Here is a 25,835-nt window from a genome sequence, read left to right on the forward strand (position 1 = left end):
CCGGTCCACCTCGGTGGACCGGCTTTTCGCCTTTCCCGCTACCGGAACCGCCAGCCGTGGTCGACCGGGCCGATGCCCGAGCCCAGGGCGAAGCCTGCCGCGATCGCGCCGGTGACGTAGTCCTTGGCCGCCCGTACCGCGTCCGGCACGGACAACCCCTTGGCCAGCCCCGACGCGATCGCCGACGCCAGCGTGCAGCCCGTGCCGTGCGTGTGCCGGTTGTCGTGACGCTCGGCGCGCAGCCAGTGCTCCTCGGTTCCGTCGGTCAGCAGGTCGACGGCGTCCCCCGCGAGATGACCGCCCTTGACGAGCGCCCAGCGCGGCCCGAATCCGAGCAGGGCGTCGGCGGCCCGGCGCATGTCCGACTCGTCGAGCACCTCGATGCCCGTCAGCTGGGCGACCTCGTCGAGGTTCGGGGTGGCGACGGTGGCCGTGGGCAGCAGCTTCTCCCGTACGGAGTCGAGCGCGGAGTCCGCCAGCAGCGGGTCCCCGTGCTTGGAGACGCCGACCGGGTCGACGACCACGGGTACGTCGGTGGCGGCGAGCAGTTCGGCGACGGCCCCGACGAGTTCGGCGGAGGCGAGCATGCCGGTCTTCACGGCCTGCACGCCGATGTCGTCGACGACGCTGCGGTACTGGGCCCGTACGGCCTCCACGGGCAGCTCCCACGCGCCCTGCACGCCGGTCGAGTTCTGGGCGGTGACGGCGGTCAGCACGCTCATGCCGTGCACGCCGAGGGCCAGCATGGTCTTGAGGTCCGCCTGGACACCGGCACCGCCGCCGGAGTCGGACCCGGCGACGGTGAGCACGCGAGGGGGTAGGGGCATGTCCCCGAATCTACTGGGCGTCCGGAACCGCCGAGCGCCCGGACCTACCGGGCGTCCGGCTGCCTGCCGTCCTCGATGCCCCCGAAGTGGTCCCAGCCGCCCTTGCTGGTCCACGGCGCCCCGTCGACCGTCACCTGGGGCAGCGCCGACGGGTTGAGCACCTCGCCGATCACCTTCCAGCGGGCGGGCAGCTTGGCGTCCGGCGGGAACGTCGCGACGATCGCGTGGTCCTCTCCCCCGGTGAGCACCCACTGGAGCGGGTCGACGCCGACGGCCTGGCCGATGTCGTTCATCTGCGAGGGGATGTCGATCAGCCCAGAGCGCAGGTCGATGCGGACCTTGCTCGCCTCGGCGATGTGCCCGAGGTCGGCGACGAGTCCGTCGCTGACGTCGCACATGGCCGTGGCGCCGAGCCCGGCGGCCGCGGGGCCCGCGTGGTACGGCGGCTCGGGCCGGCGGTGCGCCTCGACGAAGGCGCGCGGCGAGCGGAAGCCGCGGGAGAGCACCGCGTGCCCGGCGGCGGACCAGCCCAGCCAGCCCGTGTAGGCCACGACGTCGCCGGGCTGGGCGCCCGCGCGGGTCACCGGCTCGTGGTTGCGCAGGTCGCCGAGTGCCGTGATCGCGAGGGTGATCACGTCGCCGCGTACGACGTCGCCCCCGACGACGGCTGCCCCGGCGACCTGGCACTCGTCCCGGATGCCGTCCATCAGCTCGGTGGCCCAGGTGACGGGCAGCTCGGCGGGCACCACGAGGCCGAGGAGCAGCGCGGTCGGGACCGCGCCCATGGCCGCGATGTCGGCCAGATTCTGGGCGGCGGCCTTGCGCCCGACGTCGTACGCCGTCGACCAGTCACGGCGGAAGTGCCGGCCCTCCAGCAGCAGGTCCGTGCTCGCCACGACCCGCCGGTCCGGTGCGGCCACGACCGCGGCGTCGTCGCCGGGTCCCAGCCGCACCGCGGGGGTGGAGGTGAGCCGGGAGGTGAGCTCCCTGATGAGCCCGTACTCCCCCAACTCGCCCACAGTGCCCTTCACCGAGGTTCACCTCTCCGTTTGTGATGTGTCCGATGGAACCGACGCACCGGCGGCCCGGGCCGACGACCGAGCGCCGCGGCCGCGGGCCGTCACGCCGTCGGTACCGTCCTGAGATACGTCAACTTCTGCTCTGCGTACGCCACGCTGCGGGCGCCGTCATCCGCGCGGGTCTCCCCGTGGCCCGCGACGACGCGATACCGTGGCGACCCTTCTCCTTGGGATCTCCCCACCGACGGTAGGGGACATGATCCTGCTGCCGCCCTGGAGGTTCCGTGGTACAGGCGTACATCCTCATTCAGACCGAGGTGGGCAAGGCGTCGACGGTCGCCGAGACCATCGGCAAGATCCCGGGCGTGATCCAGGCCGAGGATGTCACCGGCCCCTACGACGTCATTGTGCGCGCCCAGGCCGACACGGTCGACGAGCTGGGCCGCATGGTGGTCGCCAAGGTCCAGCAAGTCGACGGCATCACCCGCACCCTGACCTGCCCCGTCGTCCACCTGTAGCCCCCGTCTACCCTTGGCCGGTGACGTCTTTCGACCGCCGGCCCCTTGTCCTGTCCGCCGCCGCGCTCCTGGTGGCCGCGGCCGGCTGTTCCTCCAGCGACGCGTCGGCGTCGGTGGCGGTTCCCAGCCCCCCGGCCGCGGAAGCCGCCCTGTGCCGTGCGCTCGACCGAGCGCTGCCCCAGTCGGTCGCGGGGCAGGAACGGCAGGATCCCGAGCCCGCGTCCGAACTCACCGCCGGCTGGGGCGATGCCGCGATCGTACTGCGCTGCGGTGTGCCACGGCCGGAGCGGATGTCCGATCCGCAGGCGCAGGGCGTCGAGGTGAACGGGGTCAACTGGCTGCTGGAGGAGCGCGACGACGGTCCGCGGTTCACCACGACGTACCGCAAGACCTATGTCGAGGTCACGCTCGGGAAGCAGTACCTGCACGACGCGAGCCCGCTCACCGATCTGGCCGGGGCCGTCGAGAAGACGGTCCCGGCCACGCTCTGACCCGGCTCGGGGCTACCGCAGTCCGGTGGAACGGTTCAGCGCCGCCTGGATGAGCCGGTCCACCAGCTCGGTGTACGTCACGCCGCTCTCCTGCCACATCCGCGGATACATCGAGATCGGGGTGAAGCCCGGCATGGTGTTGATCTCGTTGATGACGAACCGGCCGTCCTCGGTGAGGAAGAAGTCCGCGCGCACGAGGCCCTCGCAGGAGACGGCGTCGAACGCCCTGACCGCGAGCCTCTGCACCTCGGCCGTCTGCTCGTCGGTCAGCGGCGCGGGCACGAGACCGGCCGCCGAGTCGATGTACTTGGCCTCGAAGTCGTAGAAGTCGTGCGACGAGACCGGCGGGATCTCGGCGGGCACGCTGGCGCGCGGGCCGTCCTCGAACTCGAGCACGCCGCACTCGATCTCGCGCCCGCGCAGCAGCGACTCCACCAGGATCTTGGGGTCGTGGCGCTGCGCCTCGGCGATCGCGTCGTCGAGTCCGGCGAGGCCGTCGACCTTGGAGATGCCCATCGAGGAGCCGCCGCGTGCGGGCTTGATGAACAGCGGCCAGCCGTGCTCGGCCGCGAAGTCCACGATCTTCTTGCGGACCGCGGACGGGTCGGCCGCCCACTCGCGCGGGCGGATCACCTCGTAGGGGCCGACGGGCAGACCGAAGGAGATGAAGACGCGCTTCATGTACTCCTTGTCCTGGCCGACCGCCGAGGCGAGCACGCCCGAGCCGACGTACGGGACGCCGGAGAGCTCCAGGAGTCCCTGCAGCGTGCCGTCCTCGCCGTAGGGGCCGTGCAGCATCGGGAAGACGACGTCGACCTCGCCGAGCACCTTGGGCACGGAGCCGGGCTCACTGTAGACGACCTCACGGCTGCCCGGGTCGACGGAGAGCACCACGCCGCCCTCGGCGGACTCGGCCAGCTCGTCGACGCTGGGGGTACGGCGATCGGTGATCGCCATCCGCTCCGGCTCGTCGGCGGTCAGAGCCCACCGGCCGTCGCTGGTGATGCCGATCGGCAGCACGTCGTACTTGGTGCGGTCGATGGCCCGCAGCACCGCACCCGCGGTGACCACGGAGATCCCGTGTTCGGAGCTGCGGCCGCCGAAGACGACGGCTACGCGCGGCTTGCGGAGCTGCTGCTCGGGGCTCTGGGGGAGGTTGTCGGTGCTCATATCGCGATGAGACTACCCGCTGGTTCGTGGCGCGTCAGCGCCGCTCGGACTTGGCGGCGCGGGACATCAGCTCCTTGAGCGCGACGACCGGTGGCTTCCCCGCGTGGACGATGCCGACGACGGTCTCCGTGATCGGCATGTCGACATCGTGCCGGCGCGCCAGATCGAGCACCGACTCACAGGACTTGACGCCCTCCGCGGTCTGCTTGGTGACGGCGATCGTCTCCTGGAGCGTCATGCCGCGGCCGAGGTTGGTGCCGAAGGTGTGGTTCCGCGACAGGGGCGACGAGCAGGTGGCGACGAGGTCGCCGAGGCCCGCGAGTCCGGAGAAGGTGAGCGGGTCGGCTCCCATGGCGAGGCCGAGGCGGGTGGTCTCGGCGAGGCCGCGGGTGATGAGCGATCCCTTGGCGTTGTCGCCGAGTCCCATGCCGTCGGCGATGCCGACGGCGAGCCCGATGACGTTCTTGACGGCGCCGCCCAGTTCGCAGCCGACGACGTCGGTGTTGGTGTACGGGCGGAAGTACGGCGTGTGGCAGGCGGACTGCAGCCGCCGGGCCACGGCCTCGTCGCGGCAGGCGACCACGGCGGCGGCCGGCATGCGGGAGGCGATCTCCTTGGCGAGGTTCGGTCCGGTGACCACGGCGACGCGGTCGGCGGGGACCTCGGCCACCTCCTCGATGACCTCGCTCATCCGCTTGGCGGTGCCGAGTTCGACGCCCTTCATCAGCGAGACGAGGACGGTGTCCGGGGCCAGTTCGGGGGCCCAGGCGGCGAGATTGCCGCGCAGCGTCTGGGAGGGGACGGCGAGGACGGTGAAGTCGGCGCCGTGGAGGGCCTCGGCCGGATCCGTGGTCGCCCGCAGGTTCGCCGGGAGCTCGATGCCGGGCAGGTAGTCCGGATTGCTGCGGGTGGTGTTGATCGCGTCGGCGAGTTCGGCGCGGCGGCCCCAGAGGGTGACGTCGCACCCCGCGTCGGCGAGGACCATGCCGAACGCGGTGCCCCACGAGCCCGTTCCGAAGACGGCTGCCTTGACCGGCTGGGTCACTTCACTTCCTCCCCGGCGGCCTTGCGGCGCTGCTCGGCGCGGGCTTCGCGCAGATCGTACGGCTTCTCGGGCGCCTGCTCGCCGCGGATCTCCTCCAGGAGCGCGGTGATCGCCGCCATGATCTCCTCGGTCGCGGCCTTGAGCACGTCGGGTGTGGGGTCCTGGCCGTAGAAGCGCGTGAGGTCGACGGGCGGGCCGGCCAGCACCTGGAGCGTCTTGCGCGGGAAGAGGCGGACCTTGTTCTCCTTGGCGTACGGCGGCATGGCCAAGTTGGCGCCCCACTGGGCGACCGGAATGACCGGCGCCTTGGTCTGCAGGGCGGCGCGGGCCACTCCCGTCTTCGCGGTCATCGGCCACTGGCCGGGGTCGCGGGTGAGCGTGCCCTCGGGGTAGAAGGCCACGCATTCGCCGCGCTGCACGGCCTCGACCGCGGCGCGGAAGGCGCCCACCGCGTTCGAGGACTCGCGGAAGACGGGGATCTGGCCCGTGCCGCGCAGCATCAGCCCGACACCGGGCGCCTTGAACAGCGCCGCCTTGGCCAGGAAGCGGGGCACTCGTCCGGTGTTGTACTGGAAGTGCCCGTAGGAGAACATGTCGAGATACGAGTTGTGATTGATGGCGGTGATGAATCCGCCCTCGGCCGGAATGTGTTCCATTCCCCGCCAGTCCCGCTTGAACAGAAGCAACAGCGGCGGCTTGGCGATGACCGCCGCCAGGCGGTACCAGAAGCCGATTCTACGGCGGGACACTCGGACACCTTCCTCTACGACCGGGCTACTGCCTGGCTGCTGGGGGTCAAGTGTCGCCCCACGCCCCTGGTCTGTCGAGGACACGGTACGCCTCGCCACCGCACCCGCCCCCGGGGGCCCCTTCGCCGCCCCGGGCGACAATGGGGCCCCGACGCGTACGGACGGAGAGCCCGCCACGGACACGAAGCCGACCCTCCTGTGGTCCTTGATCGTCCCGCTGAAGCCCCTTGCCCTCGCCAAGAGCAGGCTCGCGGAAGCCGCGGACGACGTGCTGCGGCCGCGGCTCGCGCTCGCCTTCGCCCAGGACACCGTGGCGGCGGCGCTGGCCTGCACGGCGGTGCGCGATGTGGTGGTCGTCACGGACGACCCGGCGGCCGGGGCGTCGCTGGCGGCGCTCGGGGCACGGATCGAGCCGGACGCGCCCGCGGCGGGTCTCAACGCGGCACTGGCCCACGGCGCGTACTCGGTGCGCGTGCGACGCCCGAATGCGGCGGTCGCCGCGCTCAACGCCGATCTGCCGGCATTGCGGCCGCGTGAATTGGCCAGCGTACTGGGTGCGGCTTCGGTATTTACCCGGGCATTTCTGGCGGATGCCGCAGGAATCGGCACGACATTGCTCAGCGCGTTGCCGGGAGTGGAATTGCGTCCGGCTTTCGGCGGCCCTTCCCGCCGTCGGCATTTGGCATCGGGCGCCGCGGAAATCGTTGTCTGCGGCGTCGATTCCGTGCGCCGGGACGTGGACACGGCGGCGGATCTTTCGGTGGCACTGGCGCTCGGGGTCGGCCCGCGGACGAGCCGGCGGCTCACGACGGGCGCGCCCGCGCCGGACGGCCCCTAGCCGCTGCCCGCCCTGATCCGCCCGGCGGCCCGGGGCCCCGTAAGGTGGGCGCATGCAGGCGACCTCGTACACGTACGACCCCGAGACCCGCAGCGGGAGCGTGCTGCTCGACGACGGCACCCCGGTGGACTTCGACGCCGCCGCCTTCGACGCGGGCGGCCTGCGGCTGCTGCGCCCCGGGCAGCGGGTGCGCATCGAGACCGAGGGCGAGGGCGACGCGCGCCGCATCACCCTGGTGACGCTCCAGACGCTCTGACGCCGGGGCGTACACACGCCGCGGGCCGGTCTCCCAGGGGGAGGCCGGCCCGGCGCGTGAGTGGCCCTGTGTGACCTTGTACCGCTTGCTTCCGCCTACTTCTTGCGGGCGGTGGTCTTCTTGGCGGTGGTCTTGCGCGCCGTCGCCTTCTTGGCGGGCGCCTTCTTCGCGGTGGCCTTCTTGGCGGGGGCGGTCTTCTTGGCCGCCGCCTTCTTGGCCGTGGTCTTCGCCGGCGCGGCCTTCTTGGCACCCGCCGTCGTCTTCTTGGCGGCCGCGGTGGTCTTCTTCGCGGTCGTCTTCTTCGCCGTGGTCTTCTTGGCGGCCGCGGTGGTCTTCTTCGCGGTCGTCTTCTTCGCCGTGGCCTTCTTGGCGGCGGCCTTCTTGGCCGCGGCCTTGGCGGTCGTACGGGTCGGGGCCCCGGCCATGAGGCTGCCCTTGGGGGCCTTCTTGACGGAGACCTCGCCTCCCTTGGGGAGCTTCTTCGTACCGCTGACCAGGTCCTTGAAGCCCTGGCCCGCACGGAACCGCGGAACGGACGTCTTCTTGACCCGCACGCGCTCACCCGTCTGCGGGTTGCGGGCGTAACGGGCGGGACGGTCGACCTTCTCGAACGAGCCGAAGCCGGTGACCGAAACCCGGTCTCCGGCGACTGTTGCGCGGACGATCGCGTCAAGCACCGCGTCGACAGCGTCAGCGGCCTGCTGGCGGCCGCCGAGCTTGTCGGCAATCGCTTCTACGAGCTGCGCCTTGTTCACGTCTTCCCCTTCGGAGACATTTGGCCGGAACGATTGCGTCCAGGCTTTTTCGCACGTTAGGCAGATATATACCGCAAATCAAACACGAAACGGGCTAATCACCCTAGTGCCGCAACGAAGTCGACCTCGGCGGAGTTCTGCGGTCAGTCACCTTCGGGGAATCGGCCCTCGTCGAGGTCCTTCATCAACCGGTCCAGACGCCTTGCCGCATCCGGGAGATCGTGCTTCGCCGCTGCCGTGACGACCAGCAGCTTCCGGGACAGCGCCATCCTTACGCCCTCCGGGACTTGCAGTGCGCGCACTCTTGTGTGCGCTTCCTTCAATCGGGCCGCGACCGCCTCGTAGAGCTCGAGTTGGCTGTCACGTTCCATGCACCGATTGTGCCATCTGGGCCGAGTTGTCGCCCTACCGGGTTTCAACATACGACTGCGCCCCCCACCGGGAAAGTGGAGGGCGCAGTTCGGGAAAAGTGCTGCTCAGGCGTCAATCGTACGGGGCTTGAAGGACGGCCGGGCCGCCTCGTACGCCGTGATGTCCGCTTCGTTCTGAAGGGTGAGGCTGATGTCGTCGAGGCCGTTCAGCAGTCGCCAGCGGGCGTTCTCGTCGAGCTCGAAGTCGGCGTCGATTCCCGGCGCGAGGACCTTTCGCTGCTCCAGGTCCACCGTGATCTCGACGGTCGGGTCCGCCTCGGTCAGCGCCCAGAGCGCGTCCACGGTCTTCTGGTCGAGAACGACGGTCAGCAGGCCGTTCTTGAGGGAGTTGCCGCGGAAGATGTCGGCGAAGCGGGACGAGATGACGGTCTTGAACCCGTAGTTCTGCAGGGCCCACACGGCGTGCTCGCGGGAGGAGCCGGTGCCGAAGTCGGGGCCGGCGACCAGGACCGTGGCCCCGCTGCGCTCCGGCCGGTTGAGCACGAACTCGGGGTCCTTGCGCCAGGCCTCGAACAGGCCGTCCTCGAACCCGTCACGGGTGACCTTCTTCAGCCAGTGCGCGGGGATGATCTGGTCGGTGTCGACATTGCTGCGGCGCAGCGGAACGGCACGGCCGGTGTGCGTGGTGAAAGCTTCCATGATTCCTCAGACCCCCGCGGGCGTGGAGACGACGGCGTCGGACAGGTCGGCCGGGGAGGCCAGGTGGCCGAGCACCGCGGTGGCGGCTGCCACGTGCGGCGAGACCAGGTGCGTACGGCCGCCCTTGCCCTGCCTGCCCTCGAAGTTGCGGTTGGAGGTGGACGCGGAGCGCTCGCCCGGAGCCAGCTGGTCGGGGTTCATGCCCAGGCACATGGAGCAGCCCGCGTGGCGCCATTCGGCCCCGGCGTCGGTGAAGACCTTGTTCAGGCCCTCCTCGACCGCCTGCAGGGCGACCCGGACGGAGCCGGGGACGACCAGCATCCGTACGCCGTCGGCGACTTTGCGGCCGTCCAGGATCGCGGCGACCGAGCGCAGGTCCTCGATACGGCCGTTGGTGCACGAGCCTACGAAGACGGTGTCGACCTTGATGTCGCGCAGCGGCTGTCCGGCGGTCAACCCCATGTACTCCAGGGCCTTCTCGGCCGCCAGGCGCTCCGATGCATCCTCGTACGAAGCCGGGTCGGGGACGTTCGCCGACAGGGGCGCGCCCTGGCCGGGGTTGGTGCCCCAGGTGACGAACGGGGCCAGTTCGGCGGCGTCGATGAACACCTCGGCGTCGAAGACGGCGTCGTCGTCGGTGCGCAGCGTCTTCCAGTACGCGACGGCGGCGTCCCAGTCCTCGCCCTCCGGGGCGTGGTCGCGGCCCTGCAGGTAGTCGAACGTGGTCTGGTCCGGGGCGATCATGCCCGCCCGGGCGCCGGCCTCGATCGACATGTTGCAGATGGTCATCCGGGCCTCCATCGAGAGTTTCTCGATGGCGGAGCCGCGGTACTCGATCACGTAGCCCTGGCCGCCGCCGGTGCCGATCTTCGCGATGATGGCGAGGATCAGGTCCTTGGCGGTGACGCCGTCGGGCAGCTCGCCGTCGACCGTGATGGCCATGGTCTTGGGGCGGGCCATCGGCAGGGTCTGGGTGGCCAGCACGTGCTCCACCTGGGAGGTGCCGATGCCGAAGGCCAGCGCGCCGAAGGCACCGTGGGTGGAGGTGTGCGAGTCACCGCAGACGACCGTCGTGCCGGGCTGGGTCAGGCCCAGCTGCGGGCCGACGACGTGCACGACGCCCTGCTCGACGTCGCCCAGCGGGTGCAGCCGGACACCGAACTCCGCCGCGTTCTTCCGCAGGGTCTCCAGCTGGGTGCGGGAGACCGGGTCGGCGATCGGCTTGTCGATGTCGAGGGTCGGGGTGTTGTGGTCCTCGGTCGCGATGGTGAGGTCGAGCCGCCGCACCCGGCGACCGCTCTTCCGCAGACCGTCGAAGGCCTGGGGGCTGGTCACCTCGTGCAGCAGGTGCAGATCGATGAAGAGGAGGTCGGGCTCGCCCTCGGCGCGCCGGACGACATGGTCGTCCCAGACCTTCTCCGCGAGTGTCCTACCCATCGCTTTCCCTCCGGCCGGCTGTGCCGCCGGCACAACTAGAGATCATGTGCAGTGCCCGTTGGTCCGCGGGCCGCAACTACAGCGTGACAAGTTCCATGGAAAATTGAACTTGCGTTTCACAGAGTGAGACGTGAGTATCGTTGCATGGACAACTCTAGCGGCGTCGGTGTTCTCGACAAGGCGGCCCTTGTCTTGAGCGCCCTGGAGTCCGGTCCGGCCACCCTCGCGGGTCTGGTCGCGGCCACGGGACTCGCACGACCCACGGCCCATCGCCTGGCCGTGGCACTGGAACACCACCGTATGGTGGCGAGGGACATGCAGGGCCGGTTCATCCTCGGGCCGCGGCTGGCGGAGCTCGCCGCCGCCGCCGGCGAGGACCGGCTGCTGGCCACGGCCGGGCCGGTGCTCACCCACCTGCGCGACGTGACCGGCGAGAGCGCCCAGCTCTACCGCCGGCAGGGAGACATGCGCATCTGCGTGGCGGCGGCCGAGCGGCTGTCCGGACTGCGGGACACCGTGCCCGTCGGCTCCACGCTCACGATGAAGGCGGGCTCCTCGGCGCAGATCCTGATGGCCTGGGAGGAGCCCGAGCGGCTGCACCGCGGGCTGCAGGGCGCGCGCTTCACGGCGACGGCCCTGTCGGGCGTACGGCGCCGGGGCTGGGCCCAGTCGATCGGCGAGCGCGAGCCGGGCGTGGCATCGGTCTCCGCCCCCGTGCGGGGCCCGTCGAACCGCGTGGTGGCCGCCGTGTCGGTCTCCGGCCCCATCGAGCGCCTGACCCGCCATCCCGGGCGTATGCACGCCCAGGCCGTCATCGACGCCGCCGCACGCCTGAGCGAGGCGCTGCGCCGCTCCGGCTGACCCCCCTTGCGTCCACCTCCGGCCGGCCCCTTCAACGCCGCAGGGGCCGGCCGGAGGTGTTGCCGGGGCGTGCCGGGTGCAGCATGGAGGTAGCTGCCGAGCGACGGAGGTGCAGGACCATGGCCGAGTTCATGGACGTACACCACGGGATGAAGGGCATCACGAGCGACCAGCTCAGGGAGGCGCACCGCGCGGATCTCGCGATCGAGGGCGAGGAGGGCGTGCACTTCAAGCAGGCGTGGGCGGACCCGGAGTCGGGCACCGTGTACTGCCTCTCCGAAGGGCCGTCGGCGGACGCCGTGCAGCGCATCCACGAGCGCACGGGCCACCCCGCGGACGAGATCCACGCGGTGCCTCTGACCGTGTGAGGCTCTCCGAGCAGCCTCCGTCACCGTGGGTGACGGAGGCTGCGCCGCGTCCGGACCTCGGACGCGCGGCCGGTCCTGCGCCTCGAAGACGCGGTCTCCGCCGCCGAACTGCTGCTGTACGCACGCCAGATGAGCACCGAGCAAGTGGGGACGGCCCCGCAGGTACGGCACCGTCCAGCCGTCGGGAAACGCCGAAGGGGTCCTCCACCTTCGTGGAGGACCCCTTCGGTCTCGTACCCCCGACCGGATTCGAACCGGCGCTACCGCCTTGAGAGGGCGGCGTGCTAGGCCGCTACACAACGGGGGCAAGATCGTGATCCATGGGCTGGATCCGCTGGGCTACCAGGACTCGAACCTAGACTAAATGAACCAGAATCACTCGTGCTGCCAATTACACCATAGCCCATGGTGGTTTAGACCAGTACCCCCGACCGGATTCGAACCGGCGCTACCGCCTTGAGAGGGCGGCGTGCTAGGCCGCTACACAACGGGGGCCCTAGCGATCCTGCGTCGACGTCATCGGGTGCGACCCTGAGGACATCGCGGGAAGGATCTGTACCCCCGACCGGATTCGAACCGGCGCTACTGCCTTGAGAGGGCAGCGTGCTAGGCCGCTACACAACGGGGGCTTTGCAGATGAGCTCTGCGAGCTGGCCTACCAGGACTCGAACCTAGACTAACTGAACCAGAATCAGTCGTGCTGCCAATTACACCATAGGCCACCAAAACGCAACCCCTGGTGGGGATCTTGTTCGGGTTTGCGCTTCCGGTTCCGGGCTTTCGGCCCGCTCCCCTTGGCGCAGGAAGAACATTACCCGAAGGTGGACGGCGCTCCAAAACGGGTATCGCCGCGCAGCAGTGCGGGCAGCTGGTCGAGTCCGGTGATCCGGTTGAGCTCCGGTCTGCCGCCCAGATCCGCGCGGTCGAGCCAGATGCCGGTCAGTCCCGCTTCGACGGCACCGCGGGCGTCGATGTCGGGCTGGTCGCCGACGTACGCCACCTCGTGCGGGGCCAGGCCGATGACCTCGCAGGCCCCGAGGAAGGCGGCGGCTTCGGGCTTCGAGACGCCGAGTTCCACGGCGCAGACGACGGCCTCGAAGCGGTCCCGCACGCCGAGGGCGCGGAGTTTGGGGTCCTGGTTGTGGATGCTGGAGTTCGACAGGACGGCGTGACGGTAGTCACGCGCGAGCAGGTCGAGGACGGGCACGGCGTCGGGGAACAGCGCCCAGGCCGCCTCGTAGTGCGCGACGTGCCGGCCGAACCAGGCGTCGGTCTCGTCGTCGCTCATCCCCGGCGCACCGAGGAACTGCCGGACCCTGTCGCGCCGCTGCCCCGTGAACGTGGTCTCCCCGGCGGCGAAGCGGGCCCATTGGACGTCGGTGATCTCCCGCCATGCGACGAGGGCCTGCTCGACGGTGTCGTAACCGCCGGGCAGGCCCTCGTTCCGCAGGTGCCGGCGCATGCCGGCGCGGTCGGCGCTCGCGTAGTCGAAGATGGTGTCGTCGATGTCCCAGAGGACGGCCCGGATCGGCATGATTCGACCGTACCGCCGTGACGCGGCCGGCAGCGTGCGTTCAGGCCGTGGCCTCGTGCGGGACCACGAAGAAGTCCGTCACGAAGCAGACGACCTCGCCGGAGGCATCGCGGCCGACCCAGGTGGGGTAGGCGCCGTCGCCCCAGCCGGACATGAAGGCGATCAGGTTGTGGCCGGTGTCGGGGGCGGTCACCGTGTGGGGGCCCAGGTACGCGTCGCCGCCGGCGTCGAAGGCGTCCCACAGCGGCCCCTCGTCGCCCACGCAGTCGGGGAACGACTCGTCGCAGGCGGCGTCGTAGAAGCAGCCGGTGCCCGCGTCCACCCCGTATGCGAAGAACTCGTCGTCGGCGAGCTCCGCCGGGTCCTGGCCGGCCTGGTGGGCGATCTCCCAGGTGACCGGCTCGGTGTCCTTGATCAGCAGGCGGGCGGCGGCGATGCGCAGGTGGGGCTCGTCGGCGGGCGGCTCGTCGGGCTCGGCGAGCGTGGCGACGGCGCACTCCACCGGGTAGCGGCCGGGGGCCACCTCGGCGGTGAACGGCTCGGACTCGCCGGTGCCGAGCGAGACGAAGGGGTCGCAGGCCACGACCTTCCCACTGGGCAGCCACAGTTCGCCGCCCTTGACCACGGACATCGTGCCGACGAGCGATCCCATGTCCTGGAAGCGGTTGCCGGGCGTGAAGTGCCAGGAGAAGTCGGGCGCGGGCATGGGCATGCTGGTCCCCCAGGGAGCCGAGACGATCGTGATCGCCCCGAACACTAGTCCCGCGCTCCGACAACGCCGAGGGGGCGGCGGCCTCTTCGGCCACCGCCCCCTCGGACACGCCGGTTACGCCGGTTACGCCGCGAGCTTCGCCAGCGCCGCGTCGATACGGGCCAGGGTCTTGTCCTTGCCCAGGATCTCCAGGGACTCGAACAGCGGCAGGCCCACCGTGCGGCCGGTGACCGCGACGCGGACCGGGGCCTGGGCCTTGCCGAGCTTGAGGCCGTGGGCCTCACCGGCGGCCAGGACGGCCTCCTTGAGGGAGTCCGCGCTGGACCAGTCGGCCGCGGCCAGCTTCTCGCGGGCGGTGGTCAGCAGCGCGGTCGGCTCGCCCTTCATCGCCTTGGTCCAGGACGCCTCGTCCTCGACCGGCTCGTCGAGGAAGAGGAAGTCGACGTTGGCGGTGATGTCGGAGAGGACCGTCAGGCGGGTCTGCGCGTGCGGGGCGATGGCCTCCCACTTGGTCCGGTCGAAGTTCTCCGGGGCCCAGTTGGCGTGCGGGGCCCGCAGCCACGGCTCGCACGCCTCGGTGAACGCCTTCACGTCGAGCATGCGGATGTGGTCGGCGTTGATGGCCTCGGCCTTCTTCAGGTCGAAGCGGGCCGGGTTGGCGTTGACGTCCGCGAGGTCGAACTTCGCGACCATCTCCGGGATCGTGAAGATGTCCTGGTCGGCGGAGAACGACCAGCCGAGCAGGGAAAGGTAGTTGAGCAGGCCCTCGGGGAGGAAACCGCGCTCGCGGTAGAGGTTGAGGGACGCCTGCGGGTCGCGCTTGGACAGCTTCTTGTTGCCCTCGCCCATCACGTACGGCAGGTGGCCGAAGGAGGGGATCTCCTTGGCGATGCCCAGCTCGATCAGCGCCTTGTAGAGCGCGATCTGGCGCGGGGTGGAGGACAGCAGGTCCTCGCCGCGCAGCACGTGGGTGATCTCCATCAGCGCGTCGTCGACCGGGTTGACGAGCGTGTAGAGCGGGGCGCCGTTCGCGCGGACGATGCCGTAGTCCGGGACGTTGTCCGGCGTGAACGTCAGCTCGCCGCGCACCAGGTCGGTGAAGGTGATCGGCTCCTCGGGCATCTTGAAGCGCACGATGGACTCGCGGCCCTCGGCGTCGTACGCGGCCTTCTGCTCGGCGGTCAGCGTGCGGCACTTGCCGTCGTAGCCGGAGGGACGGCCGGCGGCGCGGGCGGCGTCGCGGCGCGCCTCCAGCTCCAGCGCGGTGCAGTAGCAGTGGTACGCGTAACCGCCGGCGATCAGCTTCGCGGCGATGTCCTGGTAGATGTCCATCCGCTGGGACTGGCGGTAGGGGCCATGGGGGCCGCCCACTTCGGGGCCCTCGTCCCAGTCGAGCCCGAGCCAGCGCAGCGAGTCGAGCAGCTGGTTGTACGACTCCTCGGAGTCGCGGGCCGCGTCGGTGTCCTCGATGCGGAAGACCATGGTGCCGCCGTTGTGCCGGGCGTAGGCCCAGTTGAACAGGGCGGTGCGGACCAGGCCCACATGGGGGTTGCCGGTCGGGGAGGGACAGAAACGTACGCGGACGGATCCGTTAGCCACGCTTGATCACCTTGTTGGTGAGAGTGCCGATGCCTTCGATGGTGACGGCGACCTCGTCGCCGACGTTCAGGGGGCCGACCCCCGCGGGGGTGCCCGTGAGGACGACGTCGCCCGGGAGCAGCGTCATGGCCTCGGTGATGTGCACGATCAGGTCCTCGACGGACCGGACCATCTCGCTCGTGCGCCCGAGTTGGCGCTGTTCGCCGTTGACCGTGCACTGGATCGTCAGGTCGGCGGGGTCGAGGTCGGTCTCCACCCAGGGGCCGAGCGGGCAGGAGGTGTCGAAGCCCTTGGCCCGGGCCCACTGCTTCTCGCGCTTCTGGGCGTCACGCGCGGTGACGTCGTTGGCGCAGGTGTAGCCGAAGATCACGTCCTTGACGCGTTCGCGCGGGACTTCGCGGCACATCCGGCCGATGACGACGGCGAGCTCGGCCTCGTGGTGGAGCTCGTTCGAGAACGAGGGGTACTCGATGGCGTCGCCGGAGCCGATCACGGAGGTGGTGGGCTTGAAGAAGGCGACGGGGACTTCCGGGACCTCGTTGCCGAGTTCCGCCGCGTGCTCCGCGTAGTTGCGGCCGATGGCCACGACCTTGTTGGGGAGCACGGGGGGCAGCAGCCGGACCTTGCTCAGCGGGACCTTGGTGCCCGAGAGCTCGAAGTCGGTGTACGGGATGCCCTTGATGATGTCGAGGAGGAGGCCGTCGGGGCCTTCCTCGACCGCGCCGAAGGCGACATTGCCGTCGATGGAGAACCTGGCGATGCGCACGGGTTGCTGTCGCCCCTCACTACTCACTCGCTGACCGGCGCTGCTCGCTGACGCTCGCTGCCCGGAGACTGACGCTCCAGGCTAACGCGGCGGGGACTGCCCGACATGCCGATAACGCCCCGTGCGGTGGCGTGAGAGTCCGCCGGCGAGGCCGGCGGGCCGAAGGGGTGAACGCGAAAGGCGCCGGCGCCGTACTACTGGGCGGGTGGCTTCCACCCCGTGGCGAGTGAGCCGAAGGGGCGCGGCGGTGTCGAAACGGATGGGGGCACCTCCCAGCGGTAGCTGGTGGAGCGCGGAGGCCCCGAGGGACGAGGGGTCGAGCACGATCGACCGTCGACGCCGACTTAGGCGCCCCGGAGGGGAACCGAGCCTCAAAGAGAGGGCGCGTCCATCAAGACGGTGCGGCGGGGGTTGGCCGTCTGGGTGGGAAGATCGACCGCGTGCTCCGGCTGCTCCGGCGTCTGCAGCTCGTCCGCGTCCTTGAGGTGCGCGAGCGTCGTGCGACGGGGGTTGGCTATGTTGCGGAACATCATCGTCGTCTTCATCGCCGGTTTCAGACCTTGTCGGAGTAGGGATGCTTCGGGAGGTGCGGTTGACAGCGCGCCCACCCTTGTAAAGCGACAGGCTATGCATTCAATTCCCACGGAAAGCCAGGGGGAGACGCTGATCTATGTGTGAGTTTGCTCACGAAGACAGTGTCATTTCAGACAATCCAGGCTGTGGATCTTCCTTGCAGGATCGGACATTCCGCCACTGAAGACGCCATTCCGCTCCTGATCATCGCGACCGGGACACCCCCCACCCCTAAGTGACTCATGCCGTAACGTCCCTTTCCTCCGCGATCATTTTCTACGTCTTGTGACAAATCGCTTACAGCACGTCACCCACGTCACAGGCCGGTACGCGGCCCTTGTTGGAGATCCGGCACTGTGCTGGAATTCCACGCACCGCCGCGGTTTCAGGCCGGCGCGCAAGGGGCGCAACGCAGCGCCGAGTGGCGGCGGAGAAGGGGGAGCAGCGCCGGTCAATCACGACCACCATGGGGCAGGCATCGATGCCCCGAGACGCCGACACCGTCCCGCCGTGCAAGCGGAGGGACGCCTGGTCCAGAGGTTGCGACGCTAGTGCAGGGACGTTTCAAGAGGGATGGCCTGGGGTCCCCCCAGGCCCGCCAGGGCCGCGGGGAAGCTGCGGCGGAACAGGAGCCGCGCGGCGGGACCGACCGCGGCTCCTCGCCCCAGCACGCCCATGGCCAGGGACCGGCCGCGCCCGGTGACGGCGGTGAGCGAGGCGCGCGCCCCGGCGCGTCGGCGCCCTCCGCGGACGGCGCCAAGAGCCCGTCCCCGGCGAAGGGCCCCACGGACACCGGCTCGCGAATAGCGCTGCGGAACTGGCGCATCAGCACGCGTCTCGTCTCACTGCTCACCCTGCCGGTCGTCGCGGCGACCACGCTGGGCGGACTCCGTATCCAGGAGTCCATGGACGACATGAAGCAGCTGGACCACATGCAGCTGCTCACGGAGATGACCCGGGCGGCGACCGACCTGGCGCAGGCGCTGCAGTCCGAGCGCGACCTGTCCGCGGGCCCGCTCGCCAACGGCTCCTCCGTCACGGACTTCAAGGTCTCCGGCCCGCGCAACCAGACCGACCTGGTCAAGAAGGCGTTCCTCGACGCCACCCGCAACATCCCGAACACGGACGACGACGAGGCGCTCGAGAGCATCCGCGCCAACGCGAACCAGATTGCCGTCCAGGTCAACGGCCTCACCAAGATCCGGGCCACGGCGTACGAGGGCGACGTCCCGAACTCCCAGACGGTGGAGGCGTACAGCCGGCTCATCGAGTCGCTGCTGAGCCTGTCGCAGGACATGGCGCAGGCGACCAGCAACCCGGAGATGATCAAGCGGACGCGTGCGCTGGCCGCGTTCTCGTCCGCCAAGGAGTACGCGTCCATCCAGCGCGCGATCATCGCCGCGGCCCTGCCCGGTGGTGACGACGCCAAGGCGCCCGGCCTGTCGGAGAACGACCGCCTGTACGGCAAGGCCGCCGTGGAGAACGGCGAGACCGAGCTCAAGGCGTTCAAGGCGATCTACGAGTCCACCGGCGGCGATGCCGAGGAGCTCACCGCCACACTGGACAACGGCAACCCGACCATCGCGGCCTCGGAGCTGTACGCCAAGCGCGTCCTGGACACCGAGGGCCAGATCAGCCGACTGCCCAAGCGGTCGCACCTGGACTGGACCGACGACTACTCGGTCCGCATCAACGCGATGAAGCAGATCGAGGCCACCCTCCTCGGCCAGATGGAGACCAAGGCCCGCGAGCTGCGCCAGGAGTCGCAGCGCGAGGCCATCATCAACGGTGCGCTGATCCTCGTCGTCCTCGGCGTCTCGCTCGTCGGCGCCTTCGTCGTGGCGCGCTCCATGATCCGCTCGCTGCGCCGCCTGCAGGACACCGCCACGAGGGTCGCCCAGGACCGGCTCCCGGAACTCGTCAAGCAGCTGTCGGAGGCCGACCCGCAGGACGTGGACACCTCCGTCGAGTCCGTCGGCGTGCACTCCCGGGACGAGATCGGCCAGGTGGCCGCGGCCTTCGACGACGTGCACCGCGAGGCGGTCCGCCTCGCCGCCGAGCAGGCCCTGCTGCGGGGCAACGTCAACGCGATGTTCACCAACCTCTCGCGCCGTTCCCAGGGCCTCATCCAGCGCCAGCTCTCGCTCATCTCCGAGCTGGAGTCCCGCGAGGCCGATCCGGACCAGCTGTCCTCGCTGTTCAAGCTGGACCACCTCGCGACCCGTATGCGCCGGAACGGTGAGAACCTCCTCGTCCTCGCGGGCGAGGAGCCGGGCCGCCGGTGGACGCGCCCGGTCCCGCTGGTCGACGTCCTGCGTGCCGCCGCGTCCGAGGTGGAGCAGTACGAGCGCATCGAGCTGGCGGCGGTGCCCGCGACCGAGGTCGCCGGCCGCGTCGTCAACGACCTCGTGCACCTGCTCGCCGAGCTGCTGGAGAACGCGACGTCGTTCTCCTCCCCGCAGACCAAGGTCCGGGTCACCGGTCACGCACTGCCCGACGGCCGTGTGCTGGTCGAGATCCACGACACCGGCATCGGCCTCTCCCCCGAGGACCTCGCCGCGATCAACGAGCGGCTGGCGTCGCCGCCCACCGTGGACGTCTCGGTCTCCCGCCGCATGGGTCTGTTCGTGGTCGGCCGCCTGTCCCTGCGGCACGGCATCCGTATCCAGCTGCGCCCGTCTGACTCCGGCGGCACCACCGCGCTCGTCATGCTGCCCGTCGATGTCGCCCACGGCGGCAAGAAGGTTCCGGGCAAGCCCGGTGCGGGTGGCCCGGGCGCGGGCGGTGCCGGTCTGCCGGGCCGTCCCGGCGCTCCGGCCGGCGGCGGCCGTCCGGGCCTCGGCGGCGGTCCCGGCGCGGGTGGCCCCGGTGCCGGTGGACCCGGCGCGGGGGGTACGCCCTCGGGCGGCCGTCTCGGTGCCGGTGCGCCGCGCGGCGAGGTCGGCGCCCCCTCGGCGCCGCGTGCCGCGCTGCCCGGGCGTGACGGCGTCCCCCGACCCGCCCAGGGCGGTCAGCCCGCCTCCCCGCAGGACTCCGCGCGTCAGGGCGGCGCGTTCGGCGCGGGCCGTGGCGGACAGGGCGCTCCGGCTCCCCGTAACGACGCTCCGCAGAGCGGCTTCCGTAACGACGCTCCGCAGAGCGGCTTCCGTCAGGGCGCGCAGGATACTCGCGACCGCGGTCGGCAGCTGCCGCCGACCGGCGGACCGCGTGCCGAGCTGCCGGGCGGTTCCCCCGCACGGCGCGAGGAGCCGCGTCCGCAGACCACGAGCTGGGGCAGCGGCCAGGCCCCCGCTCCACAGCAGCGCCCGGCGGCCGACGCGCCGCGCGGCCACGAGGACCACGACGCCTTGCGCGAACTCGGTGCCACCGCCGAGATCCCCCGGCCGGACTTCAACGCGCCCACGGGCCACGGTTCCCCGGGCCACTTCGTACGCTCCGACGTGTACGGCGGCCGGGACGGCTCGCAGCCGCAGGATCCGGCGCAGACCGCGCAGTTCGGCCGCCCGGACTTCCAGGCGCCGCAGCAGCCGGCCCCGCGCCGCCGGGACGGGGGCTTCGCCCCGGCCGGGCCTGCCGACTCCCTGCCCGCTCCGCACCAGCCCGAGGCCCTGCCTCCGGCGTCCGGCCCGGGGGACGGCCGAACGCCGCTGTACGACACGCTGGAGACGAACTGGTTCCACGGGTCGCAGGGCGGTCAGCAGCCCGAGCAGCCGCAGCGTTCCGGTCCGCGGATGCCGCAGCACTCCCCGTCGCCGAACCCGGGGAACCCGGGCAACGCGCCGTCGGCGAACGGCGCCGCCTGGCGCACCTCGCCGAACGACGAACTGGTGCGCCAGGCCGAGCGGGTGCGCAAGCCCGCGGCCGGCGGCATCACCACCTCGGGTCTGCCCCGTCGCGTCCCGCGAGCGAACCTCGTTCCGGGAACCGCGCAGGAGCAGAGCCACACCTCCGGCCCGCAGGTCTCGCGCGCGCCCGACGACGTGCGCGGCCGGCTGACCAATCTGCGCCGGGGCATTCAGCAGGGTCGACAGCAGAACAGCTCGACGACCGGCAGCTTCAACCTCGGCCCCACTCACCAGCAGGAGCGATAGTTGAGCCCGATGAGCCAGGCGGCCCAGAACCTGAACTGGTTGATCACCAACTTCGTGGACAACACCCCCGGGGTGTCGCACACGGTGGTGGTCTCCGCCGACGGTCTTCTGCTGGCCATGTCCGAAGGTTTTCCCCGCGACCGCGCCGACCAGCTCGCGGCCGTGGCGTCCGGGCTCACCTCGCTGACCGCGGGAGCCTCCCGGATCTTCGAGGGCGGTCCGGTCAGCCAGACCGTCGTCGAGATGGAACGCGGCTTCCTGTTCCTGATGTCCGTCTCCGACGGATCGTCACTGGCCGTGCTCGCGCACCCCGAGTGCGACATCGGCCTGGTGGGCTACGAGATGGCCCTCCTGGTCGACCGTGCGGGCAGCGTCCTGACGCCTGATCTGCGAGCCGAACTCCAGGGAAGTCTCCTGCACTGACGTTCCGGCGGCACCGGCGACCCCACTCGCCGGCCGGGCCGCCACCACCGCACCGACAACCGAACGGCCGCCCAAGGCCCCCCACCGGCCCCATCAGACGGCACAGCCGACCACTTGCTGTCACGCCCGGAGGATTCATGACCCCGCCACCCGCCTCTCACGATCCGTACGGCACGTCACTGGACGCGTACGGGGACGAGGGCGACCAGCCGCTGGTCCGGCCGTACGCCATGACCGGCGGCCGGACCCGGCCGCGTTACCAGCTCGCCATCGAGGCTCTGGTCAGCACCACCGCGGACCCGGCCCTGCTCGCCGGGCTGCTCCCCGAGCACCAGCGCATCTGCCACCTGTGCCGGGAGGTCAAGTCGGTCGCCGAGATCTCGGCGCTGCTGTCGATGCCGCTCGGTGTCGCGCGCATCCTCGTCGCCGACCTGGCGGAGGCCGGCATGGTGGCGATTCACCAGCCGGGCAACGGAGAGGCCGGCGGTACGCCGGATGTGACACTGCTCGAAAGGGTGCTCAGTGGACTTCGCAAGCTCTAGCGGCGGTTCGGCCCGCTCAACCACCAGCGCGAAGATCGTGGTGGCGGGCGGCTTCGGCGTGGGCAAGACCACGTTCGTCGGCGCCGTCTCGGAGATCAACCCGCTGCGTACCGAGGCCGTCATGACGTCAGCGTCGGCGGGCATCGACGACCTCACGCACACCGGCGACAAGACGACAACCACCGTCGCCATGGACTTCGGCCGCATCACCCTGGACCAGGACCTGATCCTGTACCTCTTCGGTACCCCCGGACAGGACCGCTTCTGGTTCATGTGGGACGACCTCGTCCGCGGCGCCATCGGCGCCGTCGTCCTCGTCGACACCCGACGGCTCGCCGACTGCTTCCCGGCCGTCGACTACTTCGAGAACAGCGGACTCCCCTTCGTCATCGCCCTCAACGGCTTCGACGGACACCAGCCCTACAACCCCGAAGAAGTCCGCGAAGCCCTCCAGATCGGACCCGACACCCCGATCATCACCACCGACGCCCGCCACCGCGCAGACGCCAAGAGCGCCCTCATCACACTGGTCGAGCACGCCCTCATGGCACGCCTCAAGTAGGCGGCGCAATACGGCAGTTGTCGTAGTTGTCAGGTCGCGGGCTGTGTCCTTTGACACGGCCCGCCCTCCTGTTCATAACGTTTCGAAAGAGAATTGGGGCATAGCTGCCACCCCTTGCGCACGTTCGGTGTCGCTGCGCTCACATGAGTCCCGCTTTTTGGCGGGGCTCGCTCTTTATGCCCGTTTTATCTGAGGGTTGGGCCACCGGAATCCCCGTTCCCAGGTGTTTGGAATGGGACGGCTCGGCGTGCTGGAATTCGTCGAACTGCCGAGTAGTACCGGCTATGAACGAACCACGGCACAGCGTTGGTGCCGACGCCGAGAGGTTGTTGGTCGAGTGAGGCGAAGCAATACGAGCTCCGCAGGGCAGCAGGCGCGGGGCAACTTCACCCCGCCCCCGCCCGCGCGCACAGCAGTGACGCCCGCGGACACGTCCGGTGGTTCGAGCGCGTCCCCGGCCGCCGGCAGTTCCAGCAAGCTGTCCCCGCGCAACTGGCGTGTGCCCACCCGCCTGAACGCGATCCTCCTCATACCCGTCCTCGTCGGACTGGTCATGGGCGGATTCCAGGTGAAGCAGTCCATGGACACCTGGAGCGAGGCCCAGGACGCCGAGAAGACGGCGCTGATCGTGCGCGCCGCCTCGGAGTACGGCCAGGCCCTGCTCAACGAGCGCGACCTCACCGCCTCCACGCTGCTGCTCGCCACCAGCGAGGCCGACCGCAAGAGCCCCGTCGTCACGGAGGCGTACGAGATTACCGACGCCGCCGCGGCCAAGTTCCGCGAGGCCGTCAAGGACATGCCCGACGGCCAGGGCCTGGAGCGCCGTCTCGAGCTCTTCGACAAGGAGGAGCCGAACCTCGCCAAGCTGCGCCAGGCCGCCTACTCCAAGGCCCTCGACCCGGTGCAGACCGAAGAGGGCTACGTCAAGGTCCAGCACGTGCTCATGGAGTTCTCCAACGAGCTCGGCCTCGGCACCGGCAACGTCACCAGCTACGGCCGTACCGTCTACGCCGTACAGCTCGCCAAGGCCGCCGCGTCGCTGGAGCGTTCGATCGGCATGCACCTGCTGATCCGGCCCAGCCAGGACGAGACCGTCTTCGCCAAGCAGACCGTCGCGTTCAACTCGTACAACTACCTCGAGCAGATCGCCATCGGCGAGTACGTCTCCGGCGGTACGGAGGCCGACACCGCCAAGCTCAAGGAGATCATGACGGGCAAGGCGGCCGACGGGGCGAAGCGGCTGCAGGCCGCGGGCCTCAACCCGCCGAAGGGCCCCGACGGCTCCTTCTTCACCGGCATGGCCGGTGCGATCGGCTCGGGCCTGAGCCCGAAGCAGCTCAAGGCCAAGGACGTCACGCCCGAGACGTGGATGGGCGCGGCGACCGCCAAGTTCGACGGCTACACCGAGATCGAGAAGGACCTCGTCGACCGCGCCGTGGCCGAGGCCTCGGCGATCTCCGACGACGCCCGCAACGACGCGATCACCAACGGCGCCATCGTCGTCGTCGCCCTGCTGACCGCCTTCATCCTGGCCGGCCTCATGGCCCGCCAGATGAGCCGCTCGATGCGCAAGCTGCGCCACGCCGCGTTCGGCATCGCCGAGCAGCGCCTGCCCATGCTGGTCGACCAGCTCTCGCGCACCGAGCCGGGCCGCGTCGACACCCGCGTGGAGCCCATCCCGATCAACACGACGGACGAGATCGGCGAGGTCGCCCGTGCCTTCGACCAGGTCCACCGCGAAGCCGTCCGGCTCGCCGCCGAGCAGGCCATGCTCCGCGGAAACGTCAATGCAATCTTCACGAACCTCTCGCGCCGCAACCAGTCCCTGATCGAGGGCCAGCTGACCCTGATCACCGATCTGGAGAACAACGAGGCCGACCCGGACCAGCTGGAGAACCTCTTCAAGCTGGACCACCTGGCGACCCGTATGCGCCGCAACGGTGAGAACCTCCTCGTCCTCGCGGGCGAGGAGCCCGGCCGCCGCTGGAACCAGCCGGTGCCGCTCGTCGACGTGCTGCGCGCCGCCTCCTCCGAGGTGGAGTCCTACGAGCGCATCGAGCTCACCGGTGTCCCGGAGACGGAGATCCACGGCCAGGCCGTGACCGACCTCGTGCACCTGCTGGCCGAGCTGCTGGAGAACGCCACCACGTTCTCCTCCCCGCAGACCAAGGTCCGCGTCACCGCGACCCGTCTGCCCGACGGCCGGGTGATGATCGAGATCCACGACAAGGGCATCGGCCTGACCGCCGAGGACTTCGCGGACATCAACCACAAGCTGGCCAACCCGCCGACCGTGGACGCCGCCGTCTCGCAGCGCATGGGCCTGTTCGTGGTCGGCCGCCTCTCCGACCGGCACGGCATCCGCGTCCAGCTGCGCCCCTCGGGCGAGCAGGCCGGCACCACCTCGCTGGTCATGCTTCCCGACGCCATCACGCACGGTGGCGGCGGCGAGGCGCTGCCGCAGGACGACTTCACCGTCTCACAGATCATCCCGGAGCAGCAGTCCTACGAGGCCGCCCCGATGCGGACCGCGGCCGAACTCGGCTTCGACGACTCCCGCTACGAGCAGGCCGGCGACAAGGCCCAGCTCGACCCGGTGGGCCGCTCGCTGATGCGGGAGGAGCGCCGTGCCGCGCTGGAGGCACAGGCGCAGGGCGGTGACCGCCCGCTGTTCCGCGACGAGGCGGCCCCCTACGCGCAGGAGCAGCAGCAGGAGTACGGCGCCGAGTACGGCCAGGAGTTCTCCGCCCAGGAGTACGCACAGGAGCAACAGGGCTACGACCAGCAGCCGTACGGGGACCAGCCCTACGGGGACCAGTCGTACGGCGAGCAGGGCTACGGCGAGCAGGGCTACGGCGAGCAGGGCTACGGCGACCACTCGGCCGCGGCCGGCGGCTACCCCGAGTCCCGGCCCGCGCAGGAGCACCTGCAGGACGCATATGCGGAAGCTGACTACCAGGGTTCGCAGAGCTCCGAGCCGCAGTACGACGGCGCCTACGAGACCCAGCCCCACCAGGCAGAGTGGACGGATCAGGACAGCTACCAAGCTGCCTATGAGCCGGAGTTCCGCGCGGAATCGGAATCTGCCCCCAGCGCTCCCCTTAACGGCTCCGAGCGCGTAGGCTTCGAACGTCCGGGACCCACTCCGAGCAGCGGCCACGAGATGACCGCATCCGGTCTCCCCCGACGCGGCAGCGGTCAGCCGTCGGAGCCTCAGCAGCAGGCCCAGCGGCAGTGGCAGCAGCCGGCCGAGCAGGCCCCGCAGGCTCCCCGGAGCGGGCAGGCCGGGGAGAACGGCGGCAGCGGGTCCTCCTCCGACGAGTGGCGCTCGACGAACGACGAGCGCTGGCAGCGGGCGGAGAAGCTCCGCGAGCCGAAGGCGGGCGGAGTCACCTCGTCCGGTCTCCCCCGGCGGGTGCCCAAGGCGAACCTGATCGAGGGCACCGCGGAGCAGACCCCGCAGGGCGGCCCCCAGGTCTCCCGCGCCCCTGAGGACGTGCGTGGCAGGTTGAGCAACCTGCGGCGCGGTGTCCAGCAGGGACGCAACGCGGGAACGGACACGAACGGACCGGCCACTTACGATCGACCCGGTGGCCCGGGTAGTACCTACAACCAGGAGCGTTAGTGTG

The 25,835-nt window shown here is 70.4% G+C and carries 25 protein-coding genes and 5 tRNA genes; 11 read left to right on the forward strand and 19 right to left on the reverse strand.

The annotated features are described in order from the left end of the window. Positions 1–38: 38 nt before the first annotated feature. A complete protein-coding gene (gene thiD, locus ACLB9X_RS22060; RefSeq protein ID WP_410362100.1) occupies positions 39–827 on the reverse strand; it encodes a bifunctional hydroxymethylpyrimidine kinase/phosphomethylpyrimidine kinase in 789 nt (262 codons plus the stop codon). A 44-nt stretch (positions 828–871) separates the two neighbouring features. Beyond that, the gene (locus ACLB9X_RS22065) at positions 872–1,858 is read right to left on the reverse strand and encodes a thiamine-phosphate kinase (protein ID WP_410362101.1); all 987 of its coding nucleotides are present in this window, start codon (positions 1,856–1,858) and stop codon (positions 872–874) included. Between the two features lie 272 nt (positions 1,859–2,130). Here ACLB9X_RS22065 and ACLB9X_RS22070 point away from each other — a divergent pair, with 272 nt between their 5' ends. Both ACLB9X_RS22070 and ACLB9X_RS22075 read left to right on the forward strand, forming a co-directional pair. Beyond that, on the forward strand, positions 2,131–2,364 hold the full coding sequence (locus ACLB9X_RS22070; protein WP_037625030.1) for an Lrp/AsnC family transcriptional regulator: 234 nt from the start codon (positions 2,131–2,133) through the stop codon (positions 2,362–2,364). Positions 2,365–2,384: 20 nt separating this feature from the next. Beyond that, on the forward strand, positions 2,385–2,855 hold the full coding sequence (locus tag ACLB9X_RS22075) for a DUF3515 domain-containing protein (protein WP_410362102.1): 471 nt from the start codon (positions 2,385–2,387) through the stop codon (positions 2,853–2,855). Positions 2,856–2,867: 12 nt separating this feature from the next. Here ACLB9X_RS22075 and ACLB9X_RS22080 read toward each other — a convergent pair whose 3' ends face one another. The 3 genes from ACLB9X_RS22080 to ACLB9X_RS22090 are packed head-to-tail and all read right to left on the reverse strand — an operon-like array spanning position 2,868 to position 5,819. Beyond that, on the reverse strand, positions 2,868–4,025 hold the full coding sequence (locus tag ACLB9X_RS22080; protein ID WP_410362103.1) for a D-alanine--D-alanine ligase family protein: 1,158 nt from the start codon (positions 4,023–4,025) through the stop codon (positions 2,868–2,870). Between the two features lie 34 nt (positions 4,026–4,059). Continuing rightward, positions 4,060–5,070 carry an NAD(P)H-dependent glycerol-3-phosphate dehydrogenase gene (locus ACLB9X_RS22085; RefSeq protein WP_410362104.1) on the reverse strand — a complete coding sequence of 337 codons (1,011 nt, stop codon included), beginning with the start codon at positions 5,068–5,070 and terminating at the stop codon, positions 4,060–4,062. After that, positions 5,067–5,819, reverse strand: a complete 753-nt coding sequence (locus ACLB9X_RS22090; protein WP_410362105.1) for a lysophospholipid acyltransferase family protein — start codon at positions 5,817–5,819, stop codon at positions 5,067–5,069. The genes ACLB9X_RS22085 and ACLB9X_RS22090 overlap by 4 nt, the downstream gene beginning before the upstream one ends. Before the next feature lie 205 nt (positions 5,820–6,024). Here ACLB9X_RS22090 and cofC point away from each other — a divergent pair, with 205 nt between their 5' ends. Continuing rightward, complete coding sequence (gene cofC, locus ACLB9X_RS22095) at positions 6,025–6,657, forward strand: 2-phospho-L-lactate guanylyltransferase (protein ID WP_410362106.1); 633 nt, start codon at positions 6,025–6,027, stop codon at positions 6,655–6,657. Positions 6,658–6,709: 52 nt separating this feature from the next. After that, positions 6,710–6,913 (forward strand): hypothetical protein, encoded by a 204-nt coding sequence (locus ACLB9X_RS22100; protein ID WP_410362107.1) that lies wholly within the window; start codon positions 6,710–6,712, stop codon positions 6,911–6,913. Positions 6,914–7,008: 95 nt separating this feature from the next. Here the strand turns inward: ACLB9X_RS22100 and ACLB9X_RS22105 are convergent, their stop codons facing one another. From ACLB9X_RS22105 to leuC, 4 genes are all read right to left on the reverse strand, one after another. Then, the gene (locus ACLB9X_RS22105) at positions 7,009–7,668 is read right to left on the reverse strand and encodes an HU family DNA-binding protein (protein ID WP_410362108.1); all 660 of its coding nucleotides are present in this window, start codon (positions 7,666–7,668) and stop codon (positions 7,009–7,011) included. Between the two features lie 143 nt (positions 7,669–7,811). Beyond that, positions 7,812–8,039, reverse strand: coding sequence for a hypothetical protein (locus ACLB9X_RS22110; RefSeq protein WP_142213448.1), 228 nt, complete (start codon positions 8,037–8,039; stop codon positions 7,812–7,814). Between the two features lie 105 nt (positions 8,040–8,144). Next, positions 8,145–8,738, reverse strand: a complete 594-nt coding sequence (gene leuD, locus ACLB9X_RS22115) for a 3-isopropylmalate dehydratase small subunit (protein ID WP_410362109.1) — start codon at positions 8,736–8,738, stop codon at positions 8,145–8,147. A gap of 6 nt (positions 8,739–8,744) precedes the next feature. Next, positions 8,745–10,175 carry a 3-isopropylmalate dehydratase large subunit gene (gene leuC / locus ACLB9X_RS22120; RefSeq protein WP_410362110.1) on the reverse strand — a complete coding sequence of 477 codons (1,431 nt, stop codon included), beginning with the start codon at positions 10,173–10,175 and terminating at the stop codon, positions 8,745–8,747. Between the two features lie 144 nt (positions 10,176–10,319). Here leuC and ndgR point away from each other — a divergent pair, with 144 nt between their 5' ends. Then, on the forward strand, positions 10,320–11,036 hold the full coding sequence (ndgR, locus tag ACLB9X_RS22125) for an IclR family transcriptional regulator NdgR (RefSeq protein WP_026278050.1): 717 nt from the start codon (positions 10,320–10,322) through the stop codon (positions 11,034–11,036). Between the two features lie 119 nt (positions 11,037–11,155). Then, a complete protein-coding gene (locus ACLB9X_RS22130; RefSeq protein ID WP_392327983.1) occupies positions 11,156–11,404 on the forward strand; it encodes an SCO4226 family nickel-binding protein in 249 nt (82 codons plus the stop codon). Positions 11,405–11,638: 234 nt separating this feature from the next. On the opposite strand, the gene ACLB9X_RS22135 is transcribed toward ACLB9X_RS22130, so the two are convergent. The 10 genes from ACLB9X_RS22135 to ACLB9X_RS22180 all read right to left on the reverse strand — a co-directional run bounded on the left by ACLB9X_RS22135 (position 11,639) and on the right by ACLB9X_RS22180 (position 16,560). Further along, a tRNA-Glu gene (locus ACLB9X_RS22135) sits at positions 11,639–11,711 on the reverse strand. Between the two features lie 27 nt (positions 11,712–11,738). After that, positions 11,739–11,810: transfer RNA gene (locus ACLB9X_RS22140), tRNA-Gln, on the reverse strand. 16 nt (positions 11,811–11,826) lie between these two features. Further along, a tRNA-Glu gene (locus ACLB9X_RS22145) sits at positions 11,827–11,899 on the reverse strand. 61 nt (positions 11,900–11,960) lie between these two features. Then, positions 11,961–12,033 (reverse strand) — tRNA-Glu (locus tag ACLB9X_RS22150). Positions 12,034–12,054: 21 nt separating this feature from the next. Next, positions 12,055–12,126 (reverse strand) — tRNA-Gln (locus tag ACLB9X_RS22155). Positions 12,127–12,215: 89 nt separating this feature from the next. Then, complete coding sequence (locus tag ACLB9X_RS22160; RefSeq protein WP_410362111.1) at positions 12,216–12,938, reverse strand: HAD family hydrolase; 723 nt, start codon at positions 12,936–12,938, stop codon at positions 12,216–12,218. A 40-nt stretch (positions 12,939–12,978) separates the two neighbouring features. Further along, entirely contained in the window at positions 12,979–13,650 is a 672-nt protein-coding gene (locus ACLB9X_RS22165) for a DUF4241 domain-containing protein (RefSeq protein ID WP_410362112.1), read from the reverse strand. Positions 13,651–13,773: 123 nt separating this feature from the next. Continuing rightward, positions 13,774–15,249 (reverse strand): glutamate--tRNA ligase, encoded by a 1,476-nt coding sequence (gltX, locus tag ACLB9X_RS22170; RefSeq protein WP_410362113.1) that lies wholly within the window; start codon positions 15,247–15,249, stop codon positions 13,774–13,776. Continuing rightward, positions 15,242–16,015, reverse strand: a complete 774-nt coding sequence (locus ACLB9X_RS22175) for a fumarylacetoacetate hydrolase family protein (protein WP_410362114.1) — start codon at positions 16,013–16,015, stop codon at positions 15,242–15,244. Before ACLB9X_RS22175 ends, gltX begins: the two co-directional genes overlap by 8 nt. Positions 16,016–16,386: 371 nt before the next feature. After that, entirely contained in the window at positions 16,387–16,560 is a 174-nt protein-coding gene (locus ACLB9X_RS22180; RefSeq protein ID WP_410362115.1) for a hypothetical protein, read from the reverse strand. Between the two features lie 579 nt (positions 16,561–17,139). On the opposite strand from ACLB9X_RS22180, the gene ACLB9X_RS22185 reads away from it, so the two are divergent. The 5 genes from ACLB9X_RS22185 to ACLB9X_RS22205 all read left to right on the forward strand — a co-directional run bounded on the left by ACLB9X_RS22185 (position 17,140) and on the right by ACLB9X_RS22205 (position 25,831). Next, positions 17,140–20,679 carry a nitrate- and nitrite sensing domain-containing protein gene (locus ACLB9X_RS22185; protein ID WP_410362116.1) on the forward strand — a complete coding sequence of 1,180 codons (3,540 nt, stop codon included), beginning with the start codon at positions 17,140–17,142 and terminating at the stop codon, positions 20,677–20,679. Between the two features lie 9 nt (positions 20,680–20,688). Beyond that, on the forward strand, positions 20,689–21,102 hold the full coding sequence (locus tag ACLB9X_RS22190; RefSeq protein WP_142214992.1) for a roadblock/LC7 domain-containing protein: 414 nt from the start codon (positions 20,689–20,691) through the stop codon (positions 21,100–21,102). 137 nt (positions 21,103–21,239) lie between these two features. Then, positions 21,240–21,644 (forward strand): DUF742 domain-containing protein, encoded by a 405-nt coding sequence (locus tag ACLB9X_RS22195; RefSeq protein WP_177151452.1) that lies wholly within the window; start codon positions 21,240–21,242, stop codon positions 21,642–21,644. After that, positions 21,625–22,206: a GTP-binding protein gene (locus ACLB9X_RS22200; protein ID WP_307713262.1), complete on the forward strand. Its 582-nt coding sequence runs from the start codon at positions 21,625–21,627 to the stop codon at positions 22,204–22,206. The genes ACLB9X_RS22195 and ACLB9X_RS22200 overlap by 20 nt, the downstream gene beginning before the upstream one ends. A gap of 337 nt (positions 22,207–22,543) precedes the next feature. Continuing rightward, a complete protein-coding gene (locus tag ACLB9X_RS22205; protein WP_410362117.1) occupies positions 22,544–25,831 on the forward strand; it encodes a nitrate- and nitrite sensing domain-containing protein in 3,288 nt (1,095 codons plus the stop codon). Positions 25,832–25,835: the final 4 nt, after the last annotated feature.

This window comes from Streptomyces sp. 5K101 (assembly GCF_046506645.1).
Classification (GTDB): domain Bacteria; phylum Actinomycetota; class Actinomycetes; order Streptomycetales; family Streptomycetaceae; genus Streptomyces.

What these genes read in the sequence shown, in the direction of transcription:
- thiD (WP_410362100.1), bottom strand. Translation starts at nt 827, where the DNA reads ATGCCCCTACCCCCTCGCGTGCTCACCGTCGCCGGGTCCGACTCCGGC.
- ACLB9X_RS22080 (WP_410362103.1), bottom strand. Translation starts at nt 4,025, where the DNA reads ATGAGCACCGACAACCTCCCCCAGAGCCCCGAGCAGCAGCTCCGCAAG.
- ACLB9X_RS22100 (WP_410362107.1), top strand. Translation starts at nt 6,710, where the DNA reads ATGCAGGCGACCTCGTACACGTACGACCCCGAGACCCGCAGCGGGAGC.
- ACLB9X_RS22110 (WP_142213448.1), bottom strand. Translation starts at nt 8,039, where the DNA reads ATGGAACGTGACAGCCAACTCGAGCTCTACGAGGCGGTCGCGGCCCGA.
- leuD (WP_410362109.1), bottom strand. Translation starts at nt 8,738, where the DNA reads ATGGAAGCTTTCACCACGCACACCGGCCGTGCCGTTCCGCTGCGCCGC.
- leuC (WP_410362110.1), bottom strand. Translation starts at nt 10,175, where the DNA reads ATGGGTAGGACACTCGCGGAGAAGGTCTGGGACGACCATGTCGTCCGG.
- ndgR (WP_026278050.1), top strand. Translation starts at nt 10,320, where the DNA reads ATGGACAACTCTAGCGGCGTCGGTGTTCTCGACAAGGCGGCCCTTGTC.
- ACLB9X_RS22130 (WP_392327983.1), top strand. Translation starts at nt 11,156, where the DNA reads ATGGCCGAGTTCATGGACGTACACCACGGGATGAAGGGCATCACGAGC.
- ACLB9X_RS22160 (WP_410362111.1), bottom strand. Translation starts at nt 12,938, where the DNA reads ATGCCGATCCGGGCCGTCCTCTGGGACATCGACGACACCATCTTCGAC.
- ACLB9X_RS22165 (WP_410362112.1), bottom strand. Translation starts at nt 13,650, where the DNA reads ATGCCCATGCCCGCGCCCGACTTCTCCTGGCACTTCACGCCCGGCAAC.
- ACLB9X_RS22180 (WP_410362115.1), bottom strand. Translation starts at nt 16,560, where the DNA reads ATGAAGACGACGATGATGTTCCGCAACATAGCCAACCCCCGTCGCACG.
- ACLB9X_RS22190 (WP_142214992.1), top strand. Translation starts at nt 20,689, where the DNA reads ATGAGCCAGGCGGCCCAGAACCTGAACTGGTTGATCACCAACTTCGTG.
- ACLB9X_RS22195 (WP_177151452.1), top strand. Translation starts at nt 21,240, where the DNA reads ATGACCCCGCCACCCGCCTCTCACGATCCGTACGGCACGTCACTGGAC.